This is a genomic window from Acetobacter pasteurianus subsp. pasteurianus LMG 1262 = NBRC 106471, assembly GCF_000285275.1.
GTDB lineage: Bacteria > Pseudomonadota > Alphaproteobacteria > Acetobacterales > Acetobacteraceae > Acetobacter > Acetobacter pasteurianus.
In genome coordinates, this window is sequence record NZ_CADO01000032.1 from 1 (window position 1) to 13,803 (window position 13,803).

Below are 13,803 nucleotides of genomic sequence, written 5' to 3' on the forward strand. Positions count from 1 at the left end.
GGGTCAGAAAACTCTTGCATAACGGACGGTAACCACAGAAGAAATCCGCGTCGACACCGCAAGTCCCGCCAGCAGAAATTTGTTGATCCGCACAACGGAACGGACCCGTGCTTTCTGAAACGTCTCGACCTGTTCATAATGTTCCGCCAACTTTTCGTTCGGAACGGGCGGGGTAAATTCGTTATTTGTCATTTATACCCACGCTCCTGTGGCCTTTTGAGATCCGCTTCTGTCGGGTGCCAGTGCCCTGCATTCAAGGCAAATGTCGCTCCTTTACATTTTGGCAACGGGTCATGACTTGCGCACGCTGATAAAACAGAGAGCATAAGTACAGAAATACTAATACGGATCTTTATCATCCGCCCCACTCCCCTTTTATTCTGAAACGTAAACCTATTTTTTACTTTGAAGCTTTTCTACCTATATTGGCACCCGCTTTTGCGATGGTCCCAACTCCGGCCGTAGTTCCACCGATGACCGTATTCATGATTGCCCCGGCAGGATTTACTGAAATTCCGCCGCCAATAAATGCCGCCGCTGATGGAAGCATCAGTATTATAAATGCGCTGACAGCAATAAATATCATGGTATCAAACATAATATCTATTGCAACACTTGGAGTTCCAGAAGACGAAACTGCATTTATATTTGTCTGCGTCATGTAGTCACTGATGCCTTGCGCAACAATCAACATGGCGACGTCCACCAATGCAGCTAGCAAGGCCAAACCGACCAATTTTCCCACCCATCTTTCCGAGATATTGCGTGTCGCGTCGAACAGGAACCCAGCTACTACAAACGGCCCTATCGTCACGATAATATCCGTCATAACGTGCGCGCATATGTAAACGGCAAATACAACCCCGAGAATAACGGCATCGCAAAATGCTATAATTGCAAGCTCAATCATATCGAATATTTGGTATGGATAAAGCTGGGAATCTATTTTCAGTGAATATCCGGAGATGTCGCCCCATATCTTATCAAGCAACTGCGGGGTCGACGACACTGAACCGCCTGACACAGATGATGCCGTCCATTCCGGCAATCCTGTGTGAAAGAAATTAACAATATATGAGTTGTATATACCAGATTCCAACACAAATGCAGAGACAAGAGACACTCTAACTATTCTTATAACTCCTCTTCGTGTATCTATATCACCGCGCATCACAAGCATTCCCGTTACGATGACCCACAATACGATGAGAGATGTGAACGGCGTTGCTACGGCGCTTAGAACATTACTTACAGTAGAGTTCATTCCATTATCGAATGCACTCGTAAGACTACTGTTAATGTCTTCATATACCGTTGTCGTAGCCACAGACGTTCTCCGATTTACTAAGACTTTCCGTTCTGGACCTCAGTCTGGATGCGGGCCGCAGCATCGCAATCAGCCTTGGGGGGACGAATACGGGGATTGGACAGCTTACATTTCGCAAGTTCGGCCGCGCGCAATGGCCCATTGGTGAACAGGACAGAGCTATCCGGTCCGGTCGCCTGGCGTTGTTTGCCCGTATAGAGTTCATCCCCAGCGGCAGCATTCTTGCAATCGGGATAGTTTTCGAACGTCCGATCGTTCTGACATTCATGCAGCACCTGCACATCCTCGCTACGATGCGCGGCGTACCAACTCACCGTGTGTTCCGCACGATCACGGCTTGGACTAGCTGTAGCGCTCCCGCCGTTCCATATCGCCATGACACCAATCGCCAGCATGATTTTCCGCATGATAGTTTCCTAATTCCCCAATCGCGCGTTTGCGGCGTTGACTTCCTCCTGACGCGCAGCCTCCTGATCCTGCAACATCTGGTTCTGCATCTGCGCCTGGGCCATCATTTGAAGATTCTGAGCGGCGGCTGCCTGCGCCTGGATGGCGTGGTTTTCGACCGCGATACGTCCGTTGATAGCCGAAATCTGAGTAATGTCTTTTGCGTTCGACAGTTCTTGCTTCATCTCGTCCAGGTTCGCGAGCCGTTGATTGATAGAATCAAGGTTTTGAGCTGCAACTCCTTGAATATTGGCAAGCGATGTCGTCCGCTGTGTGTAGGATTGCGCGACCGGATCATTTCCCGAGGCACTGTGTTTATTCAAACTGGCGAACTGCTGTCCGTAACTGTTCAGCGTATTCGCCGTGCCTGTGATTTGTCCGGCTGCCTGACTGACTGTCGGCAACGGGTTTTGTAAATTAGCACTATTGAAGCTTGTAAACATCCCGGTCGCCACATTCGGGACGTTCTGTAGAAGCGTATATTCCGCCTGTAGCTGCTGAAGTTCGCTCACCATTTGCTTTATTTCATTCGTCGTATTTGTGACGCTTTGAGCGATACTTTGATCATCAAAGACAGCGACTTGCGCTCTTGCTTCATGCAGCCCAACACTAGAAAGCGATACCAGTGCAACCAGACCATATACCTTCATTGTGCCCTCCCCTCGCTCTCAATCTTTCGCTTCGTGATAACGGGCCATGAAATGATCGAGCCATTGACTCGGATTGTCCCCGTATTCCTCTCTCAACCGCTCTGCGAAGTTCGCTCGGTTGGCACGACCGGACAAAACTGCGATGTATTCCGGCATGGAAGAGAGATCGAATTCGCAAATGACACTGCCGTTTTCCCTTTTCATGAGAAATCGCTTTGGATCACCCACCATCCCCTCGCGTACCGCGCGATATTCGCCCTCAGTGCAGCTTAATCCCGTGATGTAAGCGTGCCGGTCAGCCGTGGGCGACGGGTAGAGGATCTTCGTCATGCACTGCGCAACAAGCGAAGAACCCAACTTGGATTCCAGAACATGCTCTGGTTGCTGCGTTGCCAGAATCAGCATTCCATTGTTTTTACGAACGGTAAGCAGAAATTTATCGATCACGGCAGCAAATTTGGGGTCCAGTAGATAGGCCCTAAACTCGTCGCAGCTCATGAGGAAGCGGCGACCATCCACAACCTTCTCGATCCGATAAAGCAGATACGCGGCAGTTGGAGCGCATATCTGGTCATGATCGAGAAACGCTGTCAGATCGAAACCCGTTATGGAACTCGACAAATCAACTTCATCGGTTTCCCCGTCGAACAGCCAGCCCAAGGCTCCCCCACGACACCACCGTTCGAGCCTGGCCCCTGCTCCTTCCTCTGGACCATGAAGGAGGAACTGGCGCAGCCCTGCAAGAGATCGCATTTCCACGGGGTAAGACATCTGGCGCGCAATCCCGCGCTGAAGGCGTTTCGCGTCCTCAGACGAAATCGCACCCTTACCGTCACTTTCGATCAGCCCCGTGATCCAGTGCCGCAGAAACTCAATATCATCGGCTGTCCCTTGCAGGCCGCGCAGCGGGGCTAAGCCACACGAGACACCTCGCTTGAGGACGAGATACGTCCCACCCGTTGCAAGAACCAGGAGCTGCCCACCTCGATCCTTGTCGAAGAATACAACAGCCCCATTTACGGCTGACAGTGCCTGTTCCATCATGGCCATGACAAACATCAGGAACGTGGTCTTACCCGATCCAATCGGCCCAAAGATGGCTGTCATGCCAACATCCTTGACATGCGGCACATAGTCATAAGGGGTTGCGCCATCTGTGCGAAAGCGCGCAATCGCTGTCCCCCAATATCCGTCTCGGGAGCCAACCGGGAAGTTGTCAAACGTGGAGAGAGCGGCAAAATTGCTGCTATTGATGCTGCCGGGACGCGTCCGAAACTCCCAGTTTCCCGGCAACTGAGACCAGAAGGCAGCTTCCTGCCCTATCCCTTCCTGAACGACAACTGCGCCAGCATCAGTCAATCGCGCACGAGCACGGGCGCTACGCTCGCCGAGCTGGACCAAGTCGTCAGCATACACGGCGAGGGAAAAGTGATGCGCGCCAAAGACAAATTCATTTGAAATCAGTTTATCTACAGCATCAGCAAGCTGATCGAGTTGGCTGGTGGCCTTGTCTCCAGAACTTGCCATTTGGTTCGACTTGAGTGTCAACTTGTCGTCGGCCTGTGCTCGGGTCAAAAACCCGAAAGATTGGCTGACCACCACTGGAAATTCGACGCTCAACAACGCATTGAGCATTCCTGGTCGTGTGCGAGCCGGATACTCCCGAAATGAAAAGATTCCCCCCACGAAGCTCCTATCCAAAGACCGGATCTCGACCCCTCTTTTCCCGCAAACTACCCGATCCGTGTAAATTGATGCTCCTAGAGATCCAGACACAACAGGAACGGGCATCCACCGGGCAGAAATGATGAGGCGCAGTGCCTCACCTATTTCGGTAAAGACTACCCCATTGCGTTCCCGCAGGCCGAGGCGACGCACCCCGTAGCTATCTAAAGCAGAGGATACGATCTGCCAGACGTCCTCAAGCTGTCTGACAGTAGCCTCACTTCCCTCTGATGCGTGGCCCTTTCCGACCCGCAGCAACCTACTGCCCATCTTTCCGAGCGCATTCCGAGGCGTGACGGTGATCGTCAGGAAATAATCGTTTCTATATAACCGTCCTTCCAGCACTCTTTCTTTGTACGCATTCGACATTTTTCTTGCGAAATCTGAACGAAAATCTGTTTCCGGGAGATCCGGCACATCTGGATGCCGGATCATATGCGTGCTGACGGTCACATTATCATCGGCAATATTGCGGAGCACTGTATTCAAATTGCGCTTGCGACCATTCCGAACAGCCGGTTCTTCCAGTTCAAACGGCACGCCCTTAACGTGCCCCATTGCTAGGACAGACCCATCACGAAGAAGCACAACATCCTGCGCTATATGCCCAACATAGGGCAAATATACTTCGCCAGAACGTTCAGCATGTCCGGATTTACCAAACATTCAGAGCATCCCCCTGCCGCGTTTAGGAACCTTCAGCGGATTAGGACAGACAGAAGCTCCACCCCATACTGCACTATCAATGGATCTTCCTGCCGTTCGAAGGTAAATGAAAGCGACATTAACTGCATTATAGTCTCTTGAGACGAGTAATTTTGCTCCGAACCACAACGGAACTATCAGTATTTCGTAAAGCGGGTTCTGGATAAGCACGATAATAAAACCCGCAAGCATCATGAATACTGCGACAAGCGGCAACGGAACCCCTGCAACAAGCGCCGGACGTGTCGCAGCCAGGAATAGGATATCTTCTTCCAGCTTCTCCATGCCTCAGCTTCCCGTCAGTGTTGCCCCAAGATAGGCAGATCCGAACATGATGATGATGCCGCCAATGACACAGGCGAAAACCATCAGGGAGGCACGGCCAAACATCAGCGCCAGCCCGACCGCAGCGATTGCCAATACCGCAATGCTTTGGCCAAATTGGCCTAGAATAAATGTGCAGACATTATTGACCATTGTTGTCGGCGCGGCTCCGCCAGATACAGTCTGTGCGTGAGCAACAGCCGGCAGAACTGTCAGCAGCGCAAGCATCCAGGCAGCCACGCCCTGCCTGAAGCACATATTTCGACGCGGATAATTATGAATGGACGACAGCATAGCTTATTCCTTGCGCAGTTGCGGAAAAATGGCCGAACTGTTCGTGGCCTGGACAAACAACGCAGCGTCAGACGCACGCGGATTTTCCGCTTTTTTCTCTGTCTCAGACGCCGTGCTGTATTCGAAGCTGCCCCACACGTCCCACGCCGGGGGTGCGTTCGGGTCGACTGGGGCCGCAACCTGCTGGGGCTGGGGAGCGGCTGGAATGTCGCTCTGACCCATGCCTACATCGAGCGCAGGAACAACCTTGCGAGCAGATGCTTCCACCTTGCCCACATAGCCATTCGTAAAACCGCGCTGTGTATCTCCGGTATTGTATTGAGAGATTGTTACCCGTAGCGCCTGCTGCTGGGCTTCGTGGTTCTCACCACCCACATAGGCATCAGACAGGATGATTGAGGCTGCTCCAATAGACACACAGGGATCAAAGGCATCCTGAACCTTCAAACCAAGGGCGGGCAGATTATGCGAATTGATCTGCATAATCCCGAGATCAACCGAATGCCCAGCCGCGATCAGACTAGTTGCCGTCTCGGCTGCCTCAACATCAGTGCCCAGATTGAACGCTTTTTTGGTATTATTGTCGTGTATCAGAAACGGATTGAAGCCTGATTCAGTCTGCGCGATCGAGGCGAGAGTAACAGGAGCGACATTTGGGCCGCATTTCAGTGCAAGTTCACCGAAATCCTTAATAGGTAGAGGCTGCGCGTACACTTTGCCTGCTGCAAACGATAATACAATTGCAACAAAAGCAAAGTGTACGCTCCTTAATTTACTCTTTGTAGCCTTCTGACGTAATCGTTCCTGCGGGATTGTCGCCGAGGTCTTCTGGAAGGACGCCCACGAAGGTATTAAGCGCGGGGTCCCCAGACGGGTAAATCGTGATCCGCCCTTCGTACCCGATGCCGCGAATAGTCTTATAGAGACTTCCAAGGTTTTTGTATGTTCGTACTCCCTCGGTGCGGAATCTGGAAAGAATCCTGAACGTACGGCTCTGCGTCCAGTCTGTGCGGAAATAGACCACGAAGACAGACCCTTCATCGATGTCAGGCCGAGCAACGATGAAGACACCCAATATTTTCCCGCCGTCCCGAAGTCCGGCTTTGATGTCGGCCAGCTCGAACGGTTCCAGCAAGTGACAATCCCCCTTCCTACTATGCCCTTCTCCTGAACGCGGAGAGAGCCAGCAGGCAAACAAACCGGGGTGTTAACTTTTGGCAAGACCGAAGAATTCTGCATGACGACGACGAGACCTCACGCTCGGGACATCCGTTCGTCAGCGATCTGACTGAATCGGATAATATCGCCTTGTAGAAATATCTATTTTTTCTCATATCTCGCAACTCAAAAAGTCCGTTCCAAACGAAGATCACAAAAATTTATCTTAAAGAAAATGGCTGTTTTTCGCCATTTTATATGAGATTCAGCATTCGACAGCGCTCATACATCACGGAGACGTGAATAATGTAAAGAAAACGATCAGTCGCGAACGACGATATACTTTATGTGGTATTCTCTATTTTTTTTTCGTTCGGAAACGCGAGATTTCAGGCTGATTTAGCCCTCAATAATTTTGTGTCACTTTTTATATTTTTGTCTCATTATAAAATACGAACTGACATGATTGAAATATTTATTCCACGTTTCTTTTGATGGTTCTATATACTGTTGGACGGGATATTGAGAATACATCAGCCAAATCGCTTATAGAATACTCTCCCGTTTCGTGCATTCGCCGTAATTCCTGTTGCTGTCTTACACTAAGCTTTGGCTGTTTTCCTTTCAGTTTACCTTTTTGTTTTGCAATCAACATGCCTTCGCGAGTTCTCTGCCTGACAAGATCCACTTCAAACTCTGCGAACGTGGCCAAGACATTGAAGAACATCTTGCCCATTGGGTCAGTCGGGTCATAGACGTTCGATCCGATTGCCAGCTTCGCTCCCTTGGAGGTCAGCATCTCGGCAATACTTCGCGCATCGGGCACTGACCGGGCAAGGCGATCAAGTTTTGGCACAACGAGCGTATCACCCCGCCTCACCGCAGCCAGTGCCTGGTCGAGACCCGGCCGTTCTCGCTTCGTGCCGGAATACCCAAAATCGACATAGATGCGATCTTCATCCACGCCGAGCGTCGCGAGAGCAGCGCGTTGCGCTGCCAGATCTTGAGTGTCCCGTGAACAACGGGCGTAGCCAATCAGCATCATGTAACGTAAAGCCCCCCCCCTTTTGAGAAAATTACCGTACCACCTAAATGAGACATCCTTTGTCTAGGGTTTTCGTTCCGTTGTCACGTCTTTTGAAAGTGTCCGTTTAACGATCGTCTTATGAGACACCATTTTTAAGAGGAGAACGGCATTGTCGTACCGGCCCGCGCTCACCGTTGCTATTTCCCAACTGGTTTCACGTTTGAATGTCTGCCTGGTGTCAACAGTCCGAACGGTATTGCCAGCGAGCTCGTCCAAAAATGCCGCGTGGCCTCATCCAGATTATTTCATCAGTCCATGCCGGCGCGGTCATAGTCCGTCGGTTCGCGGCTAATATCCTCGGGTGTCATGTCGATAACCCTGCCTAGGGGGAGAGTATCCCGCGAAAAAACAGACTCGCATCAGAACGGCTTATAGGCCGGATATGACCATGTGCTGCTACCTGGGCACTATCTGAGTAAGAAGATCATGAGGGCTCGTTTCCGCCGCGGAACCCCGTTCGATTGCATACGATCAGCGAGCACCCGATCGGCCGCGAATGTGTTCTTGAACATCGGGGAAACAGCTAATCGCTTAGCGACAGCGGCTTTCTCGCGCCGCAGTCGTTTTCGCTCCCTGATAATCAGAATGTCTCTCAGAAAACCCATTCTTCGTTTCCTCCCAGGTCTGCGCATAGCGCCGCGCCGAAGGCGAGCGGCGCCCTCCTCTTAAATCTATCAAAAAAAATCTTATTGAAGTTGTCCGGTGGAATTGTGGTCAGAGCCGGAGCGTGTGGGCAGGTCGAAGAGCTGTCCACACGCTTCGAGCGTTCGCCCTTGGGCGACTGTCCACAATTCCACCGGAAAACCGCAGGCAACTACCGGAAAAACCTATCGGTTTATTTATCGGGAATCATACCGGTTTTAGGGGGGTGGTGATTGCACCGTCCTTACGGGTGGCGATTGCACCGTCTTTGGGGGTGGCGATTGCACCGCATCCGGGTGGCGATTGCACCGGGATAACTTTTTTATCCACAGAGGCGAGCCTTTCTCCAAAAAGGGTGGCGATTGCACCGTGTTTTTGGTGGCTGTGAGGCGGATAAAAGGGGTGGTGATTGCACCGTCTTTCCTGCGGAGATCCGCTTGGAAAAAGGGTGGCGATTGCACCGCACCGAAGATGTCGGAATCGCTCCAAAAAGGGTGGTGATTGCACCGTGATAAACCGGGAGACACGCTGTCCAAAGGGTGGTGATTGCACCGCCCATTATACCCGAATTTTTGAGTTAAGCCTCTGACCCAATTACTTTTTGGAAAGAGACAACGGTCTGTCGCGGGACAGGAGGTGGCGATGCGATCAGCCTCAGACCCGTTCGAACCTGTTCCAGCTTCGCATCCGGATAAACAGCCGAAACCTGTCGCAAGGCTATCAGGAATGCCTTCTTGAAATTCTTGTCGTCTGTATATTCCTGCCCAAACTGTAGCCGAAGGTTGGACCAGGTCAGCCGTTCACCAGATCCCCGCACGCGATGAAGCCGATGGGCAAGCCACGTATAGATGTCGAGTGCCAGTGCGGAATGCTGCAAGCCCTCAAGCGCACGAGGATCAAGGGGAACGGCGTTTTCTTTCAACTCGTGCCAGAATTTCTCGGACAGTTCGATCGTGCTGTCTTTAGCGAGGTTTTTGGTCCACGCATCGAATTCGTCTACCGGTCGGGCGTTCAGATTGCGCGACCCGTAACCGAGCTTCATTTCACAGGCGCACAAGGCGTTCATCTGTGCCCTGAATGCCTCACGGGATGGGCCGTTCTGGCTGATGTTCAGCCGTTTCATGAATTCGCTGATGGTCCGGCCGACCGCGACAGTGCGCGATTTGGTCCGGATGGCTTCGGTACTGATATGGAAGAGGGCCAGGCGTGGCTTTGTCCCATAGGGAACGAAGAGCTTTTCCCAATGACCGTCGTTGTACATTTCGCCGGCTGTAATGAGCAGGGACGCCTTGCCATTGTTTCGCTCGAAGCGCGTTTCCTTCGTCCTTTTGCGGGGGAGTCCAACTTGGCAGAGGACCGTGTGCATGAACTCAATGTCGTCAGGCGGTGTTGCCTGGATTTCGGCCGAGAGCTGGATGACGCGCGCGGTTGTCGGAGAAAGCACAAGCTCACTCTGTTCAGGCGGTGATTTGCGTTTGCTCATTCGTCCGATCCCTCTCTTCCCTGCTACGTTGTTCAGCATATTGCGTGTGACGCAAGGCTTGTTTGTCTGCTTGATGATTCTGATCCGACGTTATCGTTTCGGTGCAGGTGATGGAAACAGATTTTATGGTTATTCATTTGCGGACAAACGAAAAAAACTTGCCACCATCCAATATACGCGGGTCTGAGATCATATAGATTTTGCACAACAGATGTATTTGGTCTGAAGTGACAGGCGAACTGTTTCACGTATCGAGCTTCCCTAGAAGGGCTGCGTTCTCGATTTCTTTCAAAAGCGGATGCTCACCGCTTTCGATCGACTCCCGAATGTTCGATGCGCTCTTACTGTCAGAAATTTCTTCGTACAGATCCGTGCAGAGCTTTTTCCATCCCGGCCAGTAATTGCTCCGTGCGAACTCATTGGAATCCCAAATGTCTTCCCACCACGGCAGGGAGGACAGGTCGTGAAGCAGTGCTGACGGGTTGTGCCAACCGTCCTGAAGCTGGCGGTAGGTGCGCTCGCTTGCGATGTGGCTCGTGATTGCGAGATCCGGGGCCAGATCGCACTCGCTGTAGACCTGATAAAGCAGGTGCCAGACCTGAGTAAGATTACGCAGGGAACTCCGACCGCCCCCGCCCGTGTCCTCGGATACAACGTAAGGCGTGCGGATAACCAGATCCTTGTCGGCCCACTGTTTCACCAGGAGCAATCCACCACGTTCGCCGGCGCATCGGATGAACCGGAGCCCCTGAAGGTGTGTTTTTAGGGTTTGGGGGTCTGCATCGAGCAGCCACAGGACCCCTTGACCGGCATTCTCTGGAATTCGGTCATACTCGCAAAGATATGGGGTGCCCTCGCCATAAGCCAGCCAGTCTGCCGATACCGAGCAGTAAGCGGCAATGGCCTTGAGTTGGGAAAGGCTGGGCTCAGCTATCCCCTCAATCCATTGTGCAACAGGCGTGACGTGATCTTCTCCGATCGCGTCAGCCAGGCGCGCGGCGCTATATGGTGGACGTGTCGAGAAAGCGCTGGCCCGACCGTTTTCTGCGAGGGCAATCGCCTGCTGCAAGCGTTGTGAAACTGCCTCGACCTGCATCATGGCGGCCTGGTCTGCCCACGCCTTCAGCGCAATTCTCAGTTCGGCTTCGACGGATCGCGCCGATGCGCCGGCCTTGCGCTTCAGAGCACTGATAAGAGTATCGTCTAAATTCCTGATTGTCAGACTTGCCACGGAATCATCCTTCCTCTCCAAGAAGGATGATTGCACTTAATTGATATCGTAATGCAATCATTATATTGATTGCATCTTATTCACGACCCTGTGAGCCTCTCACACGCCAAACGATACCTCCTTGGTCACTGATATTCGCTCAATGAATGAAGTTTGTTGCAGGGGTCATGCAGGAAACACTCTGCCTCTGAGTTAATCCAGACCAATGGCGAGCGTATAGCCGCGTTTCTGCCGATAACGGACCATTTTCGACAGCGCATTTATGGCTGTGCCCTCATCCGGATAGAGATCGAGGCACTGCGATCCCATAGTGCCGATCCGTCCCCACTGCCTTACGAGTGCCGCGCCGCCGAACAAGTCGGGTTGAACGGACATCGCGTAAAAGCGCCATTCATTCAGCTCCGGTCGAATACGCCGAAGACGTGCCGTAAGCGGGAACAACGCGAGTTGGGCGGCCTTATGCAAGGCGGCGGATTTTTTTGGCTGTCTGGATTTCATGACGGTCCTGCCTATTGGCAGATTCTAGCACCGGACCAGTCGTGAGTACAGAAGAATGACAGAAGTAGAAGGTTTCTGACGTCGTCTCGGTGAGAGACTTCATTGAGCATACGCATCAGGTCCAGATCGGGAGCGTATTCCAGCCTGCAAGAAACCCGCCCTGTGTTGCGTTCGCCAAAGGCATGCGCGGAAACGCGATCCAGTGATCTCGCATTCGGCCGCTCCATGATGTACGTGCACTCAGCTTTTTGACGAGATAGCTTGCGACAGCGGCTGCACCATATACACGGGTTCGTTGCACGGGAGCCGTGCCGATGTGCACCAGTGTCGCCGCTTCGAATGGTTTGGGGACCGCAGGCTGATTGACCATGCCGGTGTTCCACAGGCGAGAATGATGTGCACTGAGGTTGCGCACACCAGCGAGGCACCTGATCCAGCTTACGAGCGTATCGGGAAGCAAGCCGTACTGCTTTGCAATCGTAGAACGATCGTTAGGATGTGCCATTTCCAGAAGCCAGGAAAGGGTGCCAAAATCCCACGTTTCAACGGCCATCCAGATCGGCAGTTCTGAGCTATACGTGTTGAAAAAAGCCGCTACCCATTCCTCCTGCGATCGGCGGATGGCCTCGTCCGCCTTGTCCAGCCAGACGTCATGACGCGGCCGCCCAGAATGTTTGAGAATGATGGTTGCGCGACGACTATCGAGAAACTGAACAGAACGGTGCGCCCACGGATTGCGCTTGCCCAACGTGTGCGCGAGATCAACCCGCAATGCCACCTCGATCCGCTCGATCGCATCAAGGAACAGAATGCGAAGCTGCTTGTCGAACAGGTAGAGATCGACCGCGTGACGGAACTCGGCACCAGCCTGGAATTGTGGGCTGCGGATAGTTTTGGAAGAATCAGTGGGATCAGGCACAAGCTGCTGGAAAGTTTCCAGGTAGGGGCAAAGCCGCCCATAACCTATTCTGCGCAGATGATCGGTTGCTTTCGCCTGGTCGGTAACTCCTAAGCCCCGTTGTATAAGGAGTGCGACTTGATCGGCGAAACTGAGATGGGGCTTGGTATAAGGCGGAAGCATTTGCCTGAAAAAAAAGAAGGCCGCCCCTTGATGTCTTGAACTTGCGTCCATGAACAACAGCGGAGACGGCCGTGTTAGGTGCGCTTCTATCCCGATACGTGGAGGCCGTCAAGAACAAATAGAGGGCTTACTAATAGCGTATCCTCTACCGTGTCCGGAATCTCTGGCCTCCTCGCAAAAAACGAGCGCTGTGGCGCCAGCGCAGCGATGCCATCGAAACACCTCACTGCAACAGGCTTATCTCTAGGATCGTATGATGATCTCGATGGATTCTTCCGGCACCCCGAGGAACATCGACAGACTTTTCTTCGCATCACTTATGGAAAGCGGTCGCAAATCGGTGCCGGCCTGACCGACCTTCTTCTTTTCCTGTTCGTCCGGAAGACCAGGTTCTGTCAGAGGTACGCGCGCGATCGGCTTATGAGCTATTCCGGCACCAGCTCCCACACGCGAAACGGGGCTGCTGGCTTCTTCATCATAGAGTGAAATCCAGATCCCTCTCCGCTTTGTCGGCACACTATGTCCGGCCTTGATCCGGGCCTGATATGCTCGGTCAAAGCGCGCGCGCATTTCATCCCCTTCAATAAAATGCACCTGCGCAAAACGCGGATTTTCCTTGTCATCTACAGAAACGGCCACGACCGCATCCACATCGGACAACGTGACCCAGGCATCACCGGCATCATTCCTCGGAAACGCAATCCATTGATCCTGTGTCGTCCTGATTGATACGATTCGTTCCTGGCTGCCTTTTGTAATCTTCCGAACACTTCCTTTTCCGAAACCGGGGATTTTCTCGACCTTCCATCCGTGATTCTCTAACGCATGAATGCCAGCTTCAAAGAGTTGTGTCTTTCTGGATGCCTTTTTGGGGTCTTCAAAGATATTCGCCATATCGGTCTGATTCCTCGCTGATTTCTTTCTGATAAATGGGGTATCATTGATTCGTCAATGAAATCCTTTCGTGACGAATGGATTTATCCCTCAAAGATCAGCGATGCGCGTGCGGGCTTTTTCGGGGGCTTGATTTCCGCTCTAGTTCGTAAGGCCGGTATATCCCCCCGATGCTCGCCCCCCCCCAAGGGGGGCTGCGCTGGTGCCAGCAGCCTCGCTCCGGTCTAGGGGATCATCCACCCCATCTTCCTGCGCTC

Annotated in this window: 16 protein-coding genes; all 16 read right to left on the bottom strand. The window is 52.4% G+C overall.

The features are described from left to right. Positions 1 to 3: 3 nt before the first annotated feature. On the bottom strand, positions 4 to 192 hold the full coding sequence (locus tag APA10_RS07530; RefSeq protein WP_035367418.1) for a hypothetical protein: 189 nt from the start codon (positions 190 to 192) through the stop codon (positions 4 to 6). After that, positions 189 to 359 (bottom strand): type IV secretion system lipoprotein VirB7, encoded by a 171-nt coding sequence (locus APA10_RS15580; protein ID WP_198911723.1) that lies wholly within the window; start codon positions 357 to 359, stop codon positions 189 to 191. Before APA10_RS15580 ends, APA10_RS07530 begins: the two co-directional genes overlap by 4 nt. A gap of 41 nt (positions 360 to 400) precedes the next feature. Continuing rightward, entirely contained in the window at positions 401 to 1,327 is a 927-nt protein-coding gene (locus APA10_RS07535; protein WP_035367420.1) for a type IV secretion system protein, read from the bottom strand. 17 nt (positions 1,328 to 1,344) lie between these two features. Beyond that, the gene (locus APA10_RS07540) at positions 1,345 to 1,704 is read right to left on the bottom strand and encodes a hypothetical protein (protein ID WP_124326556.1); all 360 of its coding nucleotides are present in this window, start codon (positions 1,702 to 1,704) and stop codon (positions 1,345 to 1,347) included. Between the two features lie 39 nt (positions 1,705 to 1,743). After that, the gene (locus APA10_RS07545) at positions 1,744 to 2,424 is read right to left on the bottom strand and encodes a type IV secretion system protein (RefSeq protein WP_035367423.1); all 681 of its coding nucleotides are present in this window, start codon (positions 2,422 to 2,424) and stop codon (positions 1,744 to 1,746) included. An 18-nt stretch (positions 2,425 to 2,442) separates the two neighbouring features. Then, positions 2,443 to 4,815: a VirB4 family type IV secretion/conjugal transfer ATPase gene (locus APA10_RS07550; RefSeq protein WP_035367424.1), complete on the bottom strand. Its 2,373-nt coding sequence runs from the start codon at positions 4,813 to 4,815 to the stop codon at positions 2,443 to 2,445. After that, positions 4,816 to 5,139, bottom strand: coding sequence for a type IV secretion system protein VirB3 (locus APA10_RS07555; RefSeq protein ID WP_035367425.1), 324 nt, complete (start codon positions 5,137 to 5,139; stop codon positions 4,816 to 4,818). Positions 5,140 to 5,142: 3 nt separating this feature from the next. Then, the gene (gene virB2 / locus APA10_RS07560) at positions 5,143 to 5,472 is read right to left on the bottom strand and encodes a pilin major subunit VirB2 (RefSeq protein ID WP_035367427.1); all 330 of its coding nucleotides are present in this window, start codon (positions 5,470 to 5,472) and stop codon (positions 5,143 to 5,145) included. A gap of 3 nt (positions 5,473 to 5,475) precedes the next feature. Continuing rightward, positions 5,476 to 6,186 (bottom strand): lytic transglycosylase domain-containing protein, encoded by a 711-nt coding sequence (locus APA10_RS07565; RefSeq protein ID WP_035367428.1) that lies wholly within the window; start codon positions 6,184 to 6,186, stop codon positions 5,476 to 5,478. 58 nt (positions 6,187 to 6,244) lie between these two features. Further along, on the bottom strand, positions 6,245 to 6,607 hold the full coding sequence (locus APA10_RS07570) for a hypothetical protein (RefSeq protein WP_035367430.1): 363 nt from the start codon (positions 6,605 to 6,607) through the stop codon (positions 6,245 to 6,247). A gap of 498 nt (positions 6,608 to 7,105) precedes the next feature. Beyond that, positions 7,106 to 7,675 (bottom strand): recombinase family protein, encoded by a 570-nt coding sequence (locus APA10_RS07575; RefSeq protein ID WP_035367432.1) that lies wholly within the window; start codon positions 7,673 to 7,675, stop codon positions 7,106 to 7,108. 1,261 nt (positions 7,676 to 8,936) lie between these two features. Continuing rightward, positions 8,937 to 9,842 carry a replication protein RepA gene (locus APA10_RS07585; protein ID WP_007284615.1) on the bottom strand — a complete coding sequence of 302 codons (906 nt, stop codon included), beginning with the start codon at positions 9,840 to 9,842 and terminating at the stop codon, positions 8,937 to 8,939. Positions 9,843 to 10,086: 244 nt separating this feature from the next. Then, the gene (locus APA10_RS07590; protein WP_035367435.1) at positions 10,087 to 11,073 is read right to left on the bottom strand and encodes a FitA-like ribbon-helix-helix domain-containing protein; all 987 of its coding nucleotides are present in this window, start codon (positions 11,071 to 11,073) and stop codon (positions 10,087 to 10,089) included. A 192-nt stretch (positions 11,074 to 11,265) separates the two neighbouring features. Beyond that, the gene (locus APA10_RS07595; RefSeq protein ID WP_035367438.1) at positions 11,266 to 11,571 is read right to left on the bottom strand and encodes a WGR domain-containing protein; all 306 of its coding nucleotides are present in this window, start codon (positions 11,569 to 11,571) and stop codon (positions 11,266 to 11,268) included. 115 nt (positions 11,572 to 11,686) lie between these two features. Then, a complete protein-coding gene (locus tag APA10_RS07600; RefSeq protein ID WP_228120835.1) occupies positions 11,687 to 12,703 on the bottom strand; it encodes an Abi family protein in 1,017 nt (338 codons plus the stop codon). A gap of 192 nt (positions 12,704 to 12,895) precedes the next feature. Beyond that, positions 12,896 to 13,546 (bottom strand): hypothetical protein, encoded by a 651-nt coding sequence (locus tag APA10_RS07605; RefSeq protein WP_035367442.1) that lies wholly within the window; start codon positions 13,544 to 13,546, stop codon positions 12,896 to 12,898. Between the last annotated feature and the right edge of the window lie 257 nt (positions 13,547 to 13,803).

Coding starts and splice junctions, on each gene's coding strand:
- APA10_RS07540 (WP_124326556.1), bottom strand. CDS start 1,704: ATGGCGATATGGAACGGCGGGAGCGCTACAGCTAGTCCAAGCCGTGAT.
- APA10_RS07605 (WP_035367442.1), bottom strand. CDS start 13,546: ATGGCGAATATCTTTGAAGACCCCAAAAAGGCATCCAGAAAGACACAA.
- APA10_RS07595 (WP_035367438.1), bottom strand. CDS start 11,571: ATGAAATCCAGACAGCCAAAAAAATCCGCCGCCTTGCATAAGGCCGCC.
- APA10_RS07585 (WP_007284615.1), bottom strand. CDS start 9,842: ATGAGCAAACGCAAATCACCGCCTGAACAGAGTGAGCTTGTGCTTTCT.
- APA10_RS07555 (WP_035367425.1), bottom strand. CDS start 5,139: ATGGAGAAGCTGGAAGAAGATATCCTATTCCTGGCTGCGACACGTCCG.
- APA10_RS15580 (WP_198911723.1), bottom strand. CDS start 359: ATGATAAAGATCCGTATTAGTATTTCTGTACTTATGCTCTCTGTTTTA.
- APA10_RS07575 (WP_035367432.1), bottom strand. CDS start 7,675: ATGATGCTGATTGGCTACGCCCGTTGTTCACGGGACACTCAAGATCTG.
- APA10_RS07600 (WP_228120835.1), bottom strand. CDS start 12,703: ATGGACGCAAGTTCAAGACATCAAGGGGCGGCCTTCTTTTTTTTCAGG.
- virB2 (WP_035367427.1), bottom strand. CDS start 5,472: ATGCTGTCGTCCATTCATAATTATCCGCGTCGAAATATGTGCTTCAGG.
- APA10_RS07545 (WP_035367423.1), bottom strand. CDS start 2,424: ATGAAGGTATATGGTCTGGTTGCACTGGTATCGCTTTCTAGTGTTGGG.
- APA10_RS07550 (WP_035367424.1), bottom strand. CDS start 4,815: ATGTTTGGTAAATCCGGACATGCTGAACGTTCTGGCGAAGTATATTTG.
- APA10_RS07530 (WP_035367418.1), bottom strand. CDS start 192: ATGACAAATAACGAATTTACCCCGCCCGTTCCGAACGAAAAGTTGGCG.